We start from the raw sequence: 12,542 nt of genomic DNA, 5'->3' as shown, positions 1-12,542 counted from the left end.
GGCATGATCATGGGTGATAAAATCACGACACAACATCCGGCAGTGGGTATTCAGTTGAGCGTCGGCTTATCCGCACTCGGAAATACCGCTGAACAGATCAGGCAGGCACTGACCACACAGCAGAATAGTTTGAGTTTAAGCAAAGAATTCATTCCAGAAAAGCCGGTCTGGGTAGGGGCTTATCAGCAGCCCTTAATCGAAACTGTTCCGGCCTTTTTACAGGATGTGGACTCGCGCAATCTTCGTTTTGCCTTAACGGCGTTGAGTTCGATTGAAAACGACATCCGTAACTATACCGCGCAGTTTGATTCCAAACGTCTGGCGATTATTCTGGGTACCTCGACTTCAGGTATTGCCGACAATGAAAAACTGCTGAAACAGTATTTCAACCATCACACCGAGATTGAAATCGATCACTATAAACAGGAAATGGGCAGCCTGGCCAAAAGCCTGCAAATGTATCTGGGCTGGGAAGGTCCGGCATACACCATTTCTACTGCCTGTTCTTCCAGTGCCAAAGCCATGGCGGCAGGACAGCGCCTGCTTAATGCCGGTCTGGCCGATGCGGTGCTGGTCGGCGGTGTTGATACTTTGTGCCGCTTGACCTTAAATGGTTTTCACAGTCTGGAAAGCCTGTCCAATGACCTATGTCAGCCCTGTGGCGCACAGCGTGACGGCATCAATATTGGTGAAGCGGCCGGGCTTTTTTTATTGTCCAAAGAAACGGCACCAGTCATGCTGATGTCAGCCGGTGAGTCGATGGATGCCTGGCATATTTCTGCACCGCATCCGGAAGGCAAAGGTGCAGTCGAAGCCATGCAAAAGGCGCTAGATATGGCGGGTGTTACAGCTCATGATATTGGCTACTTGAATATGCATGGTACGGCAACCCCGCAAAATGATGCCATGGAAATCAAAGCCGTACAGACGGTGTTCCAGCATTATGATGTGCCTATCAGCAGCAGCAAACATAAAACCGGGCACTGCCTGGGTGCGGCCGGTGCCATTGAAGCAGTGATTTGCCAGCAGGTTTTGGCTGATCAATCCTGGTTGCCGCTGCATCATCCAGAAAGCATTGACCCGGAACTGGATGAAGCCAACTATGTGCTGGATGCAGCATTACAACAACCGGTCCATTACGTAATGAGCAATTCATTCGCGTTTGGCGGCAGCAATATTAGTTTGATTTTTGGAACAAAACTGAAATGATGGATGCAGTACAGTTTATCCCGCATGAACAGCCGATGGTGTTTGTCGATCATCTGATTGAAGCCAATGATGTGTTTGCCATTGCCGAACTGGTCATTCGGCCTGAACTGATGTTTTTTGAGGCGGAAGGTTTACCGACCTGGACCAGTATTGAACTGATGGCACAGACCATTAGCTCTTATGCAGGACATAAAGGGCGAATGTCAGGCTTGCCGCCTAAAATCGGGTTTTTATTGGGCACGCGTAAAATGCAGTTGCCTGTGCCTTATTTTGCTTTGGGGGAAACCGTACGGATTAAAGCGGAACAAGGTTATTTACATGAGGGGCTGGGGCAGTTTCAATGTGAAATTGAATACCGGGAACATCGTTTTAGTGCCATGTTGAGTGTATTTGAGCCGCCAGAAATGAAAGAAGAGATCAGGAAGTCAGTGTGAATAGACGAATTTTAGTAACAGGTTCAAGCCGCGGAATTGGTAAAGCGATTGCCTTGCAACTGGCACAGGCAGGATTTGATGTCACTGTCCATGCACGCTCCAGACAACAGGAAGCCGAACAGGTGGTGCAGGAAATTCAGGCCTTGGGGCAAGCCAGCCATGCACTGTTATTTGATGTCAATGACCGTGAAAAAGTGCTGCAATTGCTGGAGCAGGATATTGCCGAACATGGTGCATTTTACGGTGTGGTATTGAATGCAGGCTTAACCCGGGATGCGGCATTTCCGGCCTTAACCGACAGCGACTGGGATGAAGTGGTCTCAACCTCATTGGACGGTTTTTACAATGTGCTCAAACCTTTGGTGATGCCGATGATTCGTCTGAAACATGGCGGCCGCATTGTGACTTTGTCTTCGGTTTCAGGTTTAATGGGCAACCGGGGACAGGTCAATTACAGTGCAGCAAAAGCAGGCCTGATTGGCGCGACCAAAGCCTTGGCACTGGAACTGGCGAAACGCAAGATTACCGTAAACTGTGTAGCACCGGGTCTGATTGAAACCGAAATGGTCACTGAAGAAGTCAAAGAACATGCCTTGAAGATGATTCCCTTACAACGTATGGGGCAGGTCGATGAAGTCGCCAAGGTCGTAAAATTTTTATGCAGTGATGATGCCAGCTATATCACCCGACAGGTGATTTCAGTGAATGGGGGCTTGATTTGATGAAACGTGTTGTGGTCACGGGCATGGCGGGAATCACTTCTTTAGGTGAAACCGCAGATCAAATTTTTGCGCAATTTGAGCAGGGCAAAAGCGGCATTCGCTATATGCCGGACTGGGAAGTGTACACGGACTTGCGCAGCAAACTGGGCGGCCCAGTCGAATCCTATACCATCCCAAAGCATTTTAACCGTAAGGTGACCCGCGGCATGGGCCGAGTCGCCTTAATGTCAACCGTATGTGCGGAAAAGGCTCTAGAAGATGCAGCCCTATTGCATGATCCGATCTTAAGCAGTGCTCAAGCCGGTGTGGCATTTGGTTCATCTGCGGGCAGCGTCGATGCGATTGGCGAGTTTGGCAGCATGTTGATTGACAACAACATGAACAAACTCAATGCCACCACGTATATCCGCATGATGTCGCATACCAGTGCCGTCAACATGACGGTCTATTTTGGCTTGAAAGGTTTAACATTACCGACATCCAGTGCCTGTACGTCAGGTTCCATGGCGATTGGCCAGGCCTATGAAGCGATTAAATATGGCAAGCAGACCGTGATGCTGGCCGGTGGGGCGGAGGAACTCAGCGCCGCAGGTTCTGCGGTGTTCGATGTACTGCTGGCCACCAGCAGCCAAAATGAGCATCCGGAAAAAACACCGCGTCCCTTCGATAGCAAGCGTGATGGCCTGGTGGTCGGTGAAGGTGCTGGCTGTCTGATTCTTGAAGAATATCAACATGCCAAAGCGCGCGGTGCCAAAATTTATGCAGAAATTATTGGTTATGGCAGCAATACCGACGGTCAACATGTGACACGTCCAGATTCGGAGATGATGGGGCGCTGTATGCAGCTGGCTCTGTCAGATGCGCAAATTCCGGCAGACCGGATTGACTACGTGAATGCGCATGGGACATCTACCGATCAGGGCGATATTGCAGAAACGCAAGCCACTGCTCGCGTAGTGGGTAAAAAACCGATCAGCTCTTTAAAAAGCTATTTCGGGCATACGCTGGGCGCATGCGGAGCAATTGAAGCATGGCTCAGTATTGAAATGATGCAGCGTAGCCAGTTTATCCCGACATTAAACCTGGATGAAATTGATGTGGCCTGCGGCGATCTGGATTACATCGTCAAACAGTCAAGAAATATGCATGCCGACATTATTATGAGTAATAACTTTGCTTTTGGAGGAATCAATACCTCCCTGATTTTTAAACGTGTCTAACAACAACTAGAGGGTACATCATGTTCATCAAAAAATTAGCACTGACAGCTGTATTGTGTTTGGGTGGGGTCGTTTCAGCTCAGGCTGCAGATCAAATGCATGACTTCAACTTTCAGGAAGCGGTCAGTCGTGCGGTTGCTGACGGTACACTGGACGGTTCGGTTAAATTTTATTTGGCGGGTACGCGCGCTGGTGGAAAAGTCATCCAAAAAGGTTTGGTGACCAATAAAAAAACCAATGGTTTTGCCAAATCTGCTGAAGGCTCATGTGACCATGTATTGCGTTCCGCTTTAATCCAGTTCCAGAACACGGCAAAGGCAAAGGGTGCTAATGCCGTGACCAATATCGTGAGCTACTATAAAGCGAATGAGACGAAGAGCAGCACCACGTATCAATGTGCCAAAGGCATGGCCGTTGCAGGCGTTGCCTTAAAAGGTGATCTTGCAAAACTATAAGCTTGTGCATTTACATTTATAAAATTTTAAATCTAGTACAGAATTTTATATTTTTGAACTGCATAAAAAAGCCCATCACATGATGGGCTTTTTTATCGAATTTAAAGAAAGCACAGAAATTACTTTGGAATTTCCTGTTCTTCATCAAATTCAGGTTTCACCTGTACAATAAAGTCCTGACGGTTCAGGCCACGCCATAATGCAAATGCAGTACCAATATAAATTGAAGAATAGGTACCGACAAATACACCAATAAACATCGCAATCGAGAACCAGTGCAGACCTTCACCGCCCAGGAACATCATCGCTACAACGACCAACAATAAAGTCATGGAGGTATGGATGGTACGACGTAAAGTTTCCGTTAAGGAAATATTGACAATTTCACGCGGGGTTGCACCACGGATCTTGCGGAAATTTTCACGGATACGGTCGGATACCACGATGTTATCGTTCAACGAGAAACCTAACAGTGCCAGAATTGCGGCCAAGACGGTTAAATCAAACGGCCATTGCATCATGGCAAAAATACCAATGGTGACAACGACGTCATGGAATAACGAAAGCACCGCACCGACTGCCAGCTTGAACTCAAAACGAATGGTCACGTAAACCAGCATGAGCAGTAAGGCCAGGGCTACGGCACCTGCCGAACGAACATAAAGCTCGTTACCGACCTGTCCACCGACAGAATCCACTTTATGCACGACTGCAGGGTTGTTCGGTAATTGCGTCGCTTTGGTGATGGCGTTATTCAGATCTTCTACTTCAATGTCCTGAACAGGCATACGAACCAGAAGGTCTTTGTTGCTGCCCAGGGTTTGCACCACGGCATCTTTAAAACCGGCCTGGTTCAACGCCTGAACAACTTCGACCTGATTGGCAGGCTGTTTATAGTTCAGCTCGGCAGAGACACCGCCAGTAAAGTCCAGACCGAGGTTTAGACCTTTGGTGGCAATAAAGAAAATACTGGCCAAGGTTAAAAGAATAGAGATGATTGCCGCCGGTTTGGCAATCTTCATAAAGTCAATGATGCGCTCATCATCCGGGCGACCGTATTTCTTTTTCGGTTGAGTCATATCAGTCATCTTCGATCTCCTAAATGCTCAACTTTTTCAAGTTACGTTTTTTGCCATAAATAAGCTGTACGATGGCACGTGTTACAGTAATGGCTGTAAACATCGAGCAGACAATACCGATCATTAATGTCACCGCGAAGCCCTTGATCGGACCAGTACCGATGGCAAACAGAATGAATGCCACCAGGAAGGTGGTGAGGTTCGAGTCAAAAATGGTGTTATAGGCCCGATCATAACCGGCGACAATCGCCTGTTTGGGCGAGGCACCCCATTTCATTTCTTCCCGTATTCGTTCACAGATCAGTACGTTGGCATCGACCGCCATACCAATGGTAATCACGATACCGGCAATACCCGGAAGGGTGAGGGAAGCGCCAATCCATGACATGACTGTCAGGATCATCGCCAGGTTAAAGACCAGTGCAAAGTTGGCAATCAGACCAAACAGGCGGAAGAACACCACCATCCAGATTGCAACCAGAAGGAAACCGATTTGAGTAGATAACACACCTTTGTCAATATTTTCCTGACCCAGGCTCGGACCAACCACACGCTCTTCAACGAAGTACATTGGCGCAGCCAAAGCACCGGCACGAAGCATCAAGGCAAGTTCAGCCGCTTCCTGCGGTGAATCCAGACCGGTAATACGGAACTGTGAACCTAGTACTGCCTGAATGGTCGCAGCATTAATGATCACCGATTCAGCATAAGGCGTACGAACTTCCGTTTGCGCACCCGTCACAGGATCTGGAACATAGCTGATCTTCTGCTTGTTCTCGATGAACAATACCGCCATGCGTTTACCTACCGCATTACGGGTGGCATCTGCCATCAACTTGCCGCCAGCGCTGTCCAGGGTAATGTTTACTTCAGCACCGCCAGTATCCTGGCTAAAGCCGCTAGAGGCATTCTGAACACGCTCACCGGTCAGAATACGGTTACGGTTGAGCAGTAATTCACGACCGCTATCCAGCGATTCATAAGCAAAAGCTTCAGTGCCAGGAGGCAAAGCCTGACCGGTTGATTTGCCGGTATACGGGTCGATGTACTGGTCATTCAAATCGGAAACCAGACGGAATTCCAGGTTGGCTGTACGGCCTAAGACACGTTTCGCTTCAGCAGTGTCCTGAACACCCGGAAGTTCAACCACAATGCGGTTGCTGCCTTGGGTTTGCACCAGTGCTTCCGCCACACCTAACTCGTTAATACGGTTACGTAAGGTGGTTAAGTTCTGGTTCACGGCATAGGATTGAATTTCCTGCTTGCGTACGTCGGTATAGTTCAGACGTAAAGTTGAACCGGACTCAGAGGCAATCGCTTGCTGGTTGAATTCATTGCCGTTACGACGCAAGAAATCCATCACTGCTTCACGGTCGCCGTTATTGGCGAACTGAACGGTAATGGTATTGTTGTTCAACGACAGGCTGTTGAATTTCAGCTTGTTGTCGCGCAATTGACGGCGCAAATCAGTCGCCGATGTTTCCATACGCTGACTGATGGCCTTGTCCATATCTACTTCAAGCAGGAAGTGAACACCACCACGTAAATCCAGACCCAGTTTCATGGGTTTGGCACCAATTTTTTGTAGCCATTCAGGTGTGGTTGGCGCAAGGTTCAATGCAACAACGTAATCATCACCCAATCCGCGACGCAATACTTCTTTGGCTTTTAACTGTGCTTCAGAGGAGTCGAGACGTAAAAGGGCAGCATTATTGCTAAAGCTGTTGTCATGGCTTGAAATTTTTTCACTTTGTAATAATTGCTCTGCTTTTTGCACGATGCTCTGGTCAATTTGGGTACCAGCTTTGGCACCGGAAATTTGAACAGCAGGTTCATCGGGGTACAAACTAGGCAGGGCGTATAATGTGCTGACCACCAAAACCACGAGGATCAGCAGATATTTCCATGCTGGGTAACGCATCTGTTTTCTTCTTAAAATGAAAAAGTCGTGCAAGGGCACGACTAATTTTGATTAGAGGTTATTTAATGTACCTTCAGGCAGAACTGAAATTACACTTGCGCGCTGAATTTTTACTTCTACGCCACGGCTGAGTTCAACCACTGCAAAATCGCCTTCAATTTTAGTGATTTTGCCCATCAGGCCACCTGCAAATACTACTTCGCTGCCTACACCCAGGCTTTCAACCAAAGTGCGGTGTTCTTTGGCGCGTTTTGCTTGAGGGCGCCAGATCAGGAAATAGAAAATTGCGACAAATACCGCAATCATCAAAAGGTTGGTTACCAAACTTGGTTGTTGTGCAGCTTCGCCTGCTGCGTGAGCAGTAGAAATAAAAAGGCTCATTTCAATTTCCTAAACTAAAAAATGTATATCAACAATATGATGATAAATAAGATAACTTGTTCAGCAATTTACCTTGTCTTTTTCCTCAGCGCAAATGCTGATGGATTAATCTTCAGGACAAGGGGGTACTTCCAGGCCACGACGCGCATAAAAATCCTGTACATATTCATCAAAAGTACCATTATCTAACGCATCACGGATGTCTTGTGTAAACCTTTGGTAATAACGCAGGTTATGAATGGTACCCAACATGGAACCTAGCATTTCACCACATTTTTCCAGATGGAACAGGTAAGCGCGGGTGAAATTTTGACAGGTATAGCAGTCGCAGTCTGGATCGAGCGGACGCTGGTCATGGCGATATTTGGCATTGCGGATGCGGACCAGACCGTCTGTCACAAAATAATGACCGTTACGTGCATTACGGGTTGGCATGACGCAGTCGAACATATCCACGCCACGGCGGATGCCTTCCACGATGTCTTCCGGCTTGCCGACACCCATCAGGTAACGTGGCTTGTTTTCCGGCATTTTCGGTGGAAGATGATCCAGAATCTTGATCATTTCTTCTTTCGGTTCACCGACAGAAAGACCGCCAATGGCAAAGCCATCAAAGTCGATTTCTTTTAAGCCTGCCAGCGATTCATCACGCAGGTCTTCATACATGCCGCCCTGAATAATACCGAACAGGGCATTTTTATTTTTTAATACATCATGGTGGTGGGTTTTACAGCGTTTTGCCCAGCGCAGTGACAGCTGCAAAGATTTCTGTGCTTCTTCACGCGTAGCCGGATAAGGCGTGCATTCGTCAAAAATCATCACGATGTCTGAATTCAAGGTATGTTGAATATCCATTGAAATTTCAGGAGATAAAAAGACTTTTGAACCATCAATAGGGGAGCGGAAGGTGACACCTTCTTCTTTGATTTTACGCATGGCACCGAGGCTGAATACCTGGAAACCGCCTGAATCGGTTAAAATCGGTTTATTCCACTTCATGAACTCGTGCAAGCCGCCATGTTCACGAATCACGTCCAGACCTGGGCGTAAATAAAGATGGAAAGTATTGCCCAAAATAATTTGAGCCTTGATGTCTTCAACATCACGTGGGAGCATGCCTTTGACTGTACCGTAGGTACCGACCGGCATGAATACAGGGGTTTCCACAACACCGTGTTCAAGCGTTAAACGACCACGACGGGCACGACCCGACTGACCTAACTTTTCAAACTTCATAAAATATCCTGAACGAGAGCAAAGCACTGCGTGCAGTGCAAGAGCGAAAAAACAGTTCGCCGCTAAAAGTTCGCTATTTTCCTTGATTACGAAGATAAACGCCAGTGTTGTCGAATTTTAACTCGCTACTTTCCTTTTCACGGTAGAGGGGAAAAGTGATCCTGGTTGAGTAAAGTTAGGCTGTGGTTGCTATGATAGAACTGTTCTAGGTTATCGGACTTCTTGCAATGAGAGATGGATAACGAGTACAAAAAGTCCTAAATGTTAAAAATTCGGTCGATAGTCAAAACTCTGTGTAGCTGCCAGATCGCGGAAGGGGCGAATGGCCTTTTTACTCAGCGTCATGGTGTTCACAATATTATTCGGAAAGATCTGAATATGGTTGTTAAACAGTTCGACATTACGGTTAAAAATACTGATGGCTGCACCGACATTTTCATTCTGTTCTTCAATTTCATTCATCATTTTCAGATAAATTTCATTGGCTTTCAGTTCAGGATAGTTTTCTACCACGACATTGAGGCTATGCATCAACTCTTTGTTGAGGCTTTCAATACGTTGTAACTGGGCAACATCGGCATTGTTCACATTGAGGTTAAGAATATTCTGGCGCAGTTCGGTCACTTTTTCCAACGTGCCTTGTTCAAAATTGGAATATTGTTCAACCAAAGGTTGCAGACCATCCAGAATCTTAAGTTTCTGACGTTCATAGGTGGCGACATCTGACCAGGCACGAATAGAAGCATTGTGATGACGCACAATATTATTGCGAATCATGATACAGGCTACAATCACGGCAATAATCAACAATAAAAAAATCAACAGCCCCATTTATTTGTCCCCCAAACATTTACAAGATTGTTATTTTAAAAACTGCGTTAAATCACGCTGCAAGCTTTCCAGATACGGTAGTTTAAAAGTACGCAAGTGTCCACGTAATGTGGAAATATCGTGAATATTTTTTGCCCGGCTTGAAATATGAAATAAATCCGCAGGTCCTAAAAAACATAAGATATGGCTGTCGGGATGAAAGACCAAATCGCCCTGACGCTGGGCAAAAAATTCATCCAGCCTCAACACAAATGCAGGTGTGAGCAGTTTTGCCATCTGCATTTCATCGCTGCCAAAAATATTCAGTTTCTGGTTGACCTGAATATCGCTGGTATGCCACGGAAAACTGTAAGGATAATAAAACTCCTTGTTGGCCGTGGTGACAGCCAGTCCCTGTGTCTCGACATCAAAAACAAAAACGCCCCATAAATCTTTGTGGACTTCTTTGACTTGAACTTCATTGCCGTCTTTATTTCGAATCCGGATTTCATTGATATAGTGATATTGAAAGACCATCACCTGATGCTGTTTGCCTTCATCATCGGTCCATTGAGTGCTGGCATAATAAGGAAAGTCATTGGCAATGCTGCCCTGGTTAAAAACCGGAAACAGGCGCTTTAAATGCGCAATAAACAGAACCGGTTGCAGGGGAACGGAAATATGCTGCGGCTGTTGCTGAAAGGCAAGATGGTATTTTTTGGCAATGCTTTGCTGTTCCAGATATTCAATGACTTCATCAACGGGCTTGCTTTCTTCATAGCTAATGTAGGCCCAGAAAATCATAAAAAAACCGCTAATCAGGCTGATCTGAACCCAGATATTGCCGGGATGGATAAAAATCAGCAGGATAAAAAAAAGTCCTGCTGCTGCCAGAAGCAGCGGGAGGACATTTTCAAATTTGAGCACGATCGGGGCATTCCAGGGATGCAGGGCATCTAAAATATCCTGATGCGTTTGTGCCTTGCGGGCAATGTCCCAAAGCCGCGCAACATTGTTAAAGACCCGTTCATTTTTTTTACGTCGAATATGAATCGAATGTTTAACAGTATCGAGCGGCATGGCGTACTTCTTATTATTGACAATGATTAAGGTGTGATTTTATCAACCAGCATGGCATCGCCATAACTAAAGAAACGGTATTTGGCTTCTACAGCATGATGATAGGCATTTAAAATATTATCACGATTCGACAAGGCCGAAACCAGCATCAATAAAGTAGATTCGGGAAGATGGAAGTTGGTAATCAGGCGGTCGACAACCTTAAATTCATAACCCGGGTAAATGAAGATTTGCGTATCCCCAGTCCAGCCTTTCAATTCACCGCCATTGGCCTGTGCAGCACTTTCGGTGGCACGTGTTGCTGTGGTGCCGACCGCAATGACTTTATTGCCACGCGCTTTGGTTTCACGGATCAGTGCCATAGACTCATCAGACACATCACACCATTCACTGTGCATGATATGGTTTTCAATATCGTTGGTACGAACCGGCAGGAAGGTACCCGCACCGACATGCAGGGTCACAAAGGTTTTCTGGATGCCTTTTTCTTCAAGTTTTTTCAACAAAGCTTCGTCAAAATGCAGGCTGGCAGTCGGGGCCGCGACACTGGCCAGTTTAGTCGGGTCATTAAAGACAGTCTGATAGCGCTCGGTATCAATCGATTCTGCTTCACGGTTGAAATAAGGCGGAATCGGCAAAGCACCATATAAATCCAGAACATTTAAAATTGGCTGAGAAAACTCGACAATGAATAGGTTTTCATGACGACCTTTTACCGTCACTTTAACTTCATCTGGACCAATGAACAGTTCTGCACCTTCTTTTGGCGAATTGCTGGCTTTAATGTGGCAATGCGCAATGAACTTGTCCAGCATGCGTTCCACCAAAACTTCAACTGCACCGCCAGTGGCACGTTTACCTTTCAGGCGCGCTTTCATGACCTTGGTGTCATTTAAAACCAGCAAATCACCTTCATTCAATAAATTTAGAATATCTGTAAATTGATGGTCATGATATTGGCCTTGAGCGTCTAAGTGTAAAAGACGGGAAGCACTACGGGTTTCCAGCGGGTAACGGGCAATCAGCTCGTCAGGGAGATCAAAGTTAAAGTCGGAAAGTTGCATCTTCAATGTATTGAAATAAGAAAAACATCCGCATTATAGGCTGGAAAAGGGTAAAACAGATGATATCTGATGTTTTTTAAAACAAAGTTTTTGATTTTGATTTAAAATTGAGCGATCGGCTAAATTAGATAATTGACAATTCCAAGTTTGATAGTAATATAGCCACCACAAGCTGATTAGCTTGCAACACCTTTCCCGAGGTGGTGAAATTGGTAGACGCGGCGGACTCAAAATCCGCTGTCAGAGATGACGTGTCGGTTCGAGTCCGACCCTCGGGACCAAGATTTTGAAGAACCCCAAGCATATTAAGTCTTGGGGTTTTTTATTGCCTGAGGGAAAGTCTGACAGTCGCATTTAAAGTATTGATAGAGTTTATGTTATTATTAAAAATATTCTTTATTTTTATGAAAATGATAACGATTGATTTATTAATTAAAATTTTGCCTATATTTCTAGCTATTGTTCCTTTTTTAGTCTGGCTTGATAAAGCTAAGCGTTTTACGCATCGGCGGAAATTTTATTTGAATCGCTTGGAAGCGGTTAAAGAATACTTGGATAATTATTATAATTCGGACAAAAATAAATTGGAGAAGGATTGCGCTGCACAAGCATTGGTATGTTCTGAAAAAACCAGTCATTTGGAAGTTGATTATATAATTAAAGTATTTCCGCAACGTTTTTTCATTATGATAAGAAAATTAATCACGGCGCGTCATTTTATAACGGCATTGATTGCAGATAATAAAATTATTCTTACGGCACAATCCTCTAAAGAAAGGTACAAAAAGAAAAGAATGATTTTGGTTGGGATCTATTTTTCTTTGGTGGTGTTTCAAAAAGTATGCTAGCGTTAAACAAATCCGTTATTAAGGTAAAAGAAAGTCAAATCAAAGGCTTTAAAATGATTTTCGAGCTTTTTAGAAAAGTTGCA

General features: G+C 45.5%; 13 protein-coding genes, 1 tRNA gene and 1 pseudogene. 7 read left to right on the top strand and 8 right to left on the bottom strand.

Annotated elements, in window-relative coordinates:
* Positions 1 to 9: 9 nt before the first annotated feature.
* Genes ACPUEY_RS08085 through ACPUEY_RS08065 form a run of 5 tightly spaced genes read left to right on the top strand, consistent with a single transcriptional unit; the run spans position 10 to position 4,040 of the window.
* Positions 10 to 1,209, top strand: coding sequence for a beta-ketoacyl-[acyl-carrier-protein] synthase family protein (locus tag ACPUEY_RS08085; protein ID WP_425121748.1), 1,200 nt, complete (start codon positions 10 to 12; stop codon positions 1,207 to 1,209).
* Positions 1,206 to 1,643 carry a 3-hydroxylacyl-ACP dehydratase gene (locus ACPUEY_RS08080; protein WP_425121747.1) on the top strand — a complete coding sequence of 146 codons (438 nt, stop codon included), beginning with the start codon at positions 1,206 to 1,208 and terminating at the stop codon, positions 1,641 to 1,643. The genes ACPUEY_RS08085 and ACPUEY_RS08080 overlap by 4 nt, the downstream gene beginning before the upstream one ends.
* Positions 1,640 to 2,365, top strand: coding sequence for a 3-ketoacyl-ACP reductase FabG2 (locus ACPUEY_RS08075; RefSeq protein WP_425121746.1), 726 nt, complete (start codon positions 1,640 to 1,642; stop codon positions 2,363 to 2,365). The genes ACPUEY_RS08080 and ACPUEY_RS08075 overlap by 4 nt, the downstream gene beginning before the upstream one ends.
* The gene (locus ACPUEY_RS08070) at positions 2,365 to 3,585 is read left to right on the top strand and encodes a beta-ketoacyl-ACP synthase (protein ID WP_425121745.1); all 1,221 of its coding nucleotides are present in this window, start codon (positions 2,365 to 2,367) and stop codon (positions 3,583 to 3,585) included. Before ACPUEY_RS08075 ends, ACPUEY_RS08070 begins: the two co-directional genes overlap by 1 nt.
* A 20-nt stretch (positions 3,586 to 3,605) precedes the next feature.
* Positions 3,606 to 4,040: an excinuclease gene (locus ACPUEY_RS08065; protein WP_425121744.1), complete on the top strand. Its 435-nt coding sequence runs from the start codon at positions 3,606 to 3,608 to the stop codon at positions 4,038 to 4,040.
* Between the two features lie 119 nt (positions 4,041 to 4,159).
* On the opposite strand, the gene secF is transcribed toward ACPUEY_RS08065, so the two are convergent.
* The 7 genes from secF to queA all read right to left on the bottom strand — a co-directional run bounded on the left by secF (position 4,160) and on the right by queA (position 11,611).
* On the bottom strand, positions 4,160 to 5,128 hold the full coding sequence (secF, locus tag ACPUEY_RS08060; RefSeq protein WP_425121743.1) for a protein translocase subunit SecF: 969 nt from the start codon (positions 5,126 to 5,128) through the stop codon (positions 4,160 to 4,162).
* A gap of 10 nt (positions 5,129 to 5,138) precedes the next feature.
* Entirely contained in the window at positions 5,139 to 7,040 is a 1,902-nt protein-coding gene (secD, locus tag ACPUEY_RS08055) for a protein translocase subunit SecD (RefSeq protein ID WP_425121742.1), read from the bottom strand.
* A 51-nt stretch (positions 7,041 to 7,091) separates the two neighbouring features.
* Entirely contained in the window at positions 7,092 to 7,421 is a 330-nt protein-coding gene (gene yajC, locus ACPUEY_RS08050; RefSeq protein WP_086195837.1) for a preprotein translocase subunit YajC, read from the bottom strand.
* A gap of 105 nt (positions 7,422 to 7,526) precedes the next feature.
* Complete coding sequence (gene tgt, locus ACPUEY_RS08045) at positions 7,527 to 8,657, bottom strand: tRNA guanosine(34) transglycosylase Tgt (protein WP_092820315.1); 1,131 nt, start codon at positions 8,655 to 8,657, stop codon at positions 7,527 to 7,529.
* A gap of 264 nt (positions 8,658 to 8,921) precedes the next feature.
* The gene (locus tag ACPUEY_RS08040) at positions 8,922 to 9,488 is read right to left on the bottom strand and encodes a LemA family protein (RefSeq protein ID WP_261183250.1); all 567 of its coding nucleotides are present in this window, start codon (positions 9,486 to 9,488) and stop codon (positions 8,922 to 8,924) included.
* Between the two features lie 30 nt (positions 9,489 to 9,518).
* Positions 9,519 to 10,547: a hypothetical protein gene (locus tag ACPUEY_RS08035; RefSeq protein WP_425121741.1), complete on the bottom strand. Its 1,029-nt coding sequence runs from the start codon at positions 10,545 to 10,547 to the stop codon at positions 9,519 to 9,521.
* Between the two features lie 26 nt (positions 10,548 to 10,573).
* Positions 10,574 to 11,611 carry a tRNA preQ1(34) S-adenosylmethionine ribosyltransferase-isomerase QueA gene (gene queA / locus ACPUEY_RS08030; protein ID WP_425121740.1) on the bottom strand — a complete coding sequence of 346 codons (1,038 nt, stop codon included), beginning with the start codon at positions 11,609 to 11,611 and terminating at the stop codon, positions 10,574 to 10,576.
* Positions 11,612 to 11,805: 194 nt separating this feature from the next.
* Here queA and ACPUEY_RS08025 point away from each other — a divergent pair.
* Positions 11,806 to 11,892: transfer RNA gene (locus ACPUEY_RS08025), tRNA-Leu, on the top strand.
* 93 nt (positions 11,893 to 11,985) lie between these two features.
* Positions 11,986 to 12,459 carry a hypothetical protein gene (locus tag ACPUEY_RS08020; protein WP_425121739.1) on the top strand — a complete coding sequence of 158 codons (474 nt, stop codon included), beginning with the start codon at positions 11,986 to 11,988 and terminating at the stop codon, positions 12,457 to 12,459.
* 2 nt (positions 12,460 to 12,461) lie between these two features.
* Here ACPUEY_RS08020 and ACPUEY_RS08015 read toward each other — a convergent pair.
* Positions 12,462 to 12,542 (bottom strand): annotated as a pseudogene (locus tag ACPUEY_RS08015) (IS1 family transposase); the annotation flags it as partial.

Origin of the sequence: Acinetobacter sp. G11 (assembly GCF_049808495.1) — a bacterium.
Taxonomy (GTDB): domain Bacteria; phylum Pseudomonadota; class Gammaproteobacteria; order Pseudomonadales; family Moraxellaceae; genus Acinetobacter; species Acinetobacter kookii.
The sequence above is the reverse complement of the archived record's forward strand: the minus strand, read 5'-3'. Positions and strand labels throughout refer to the sequence as shown.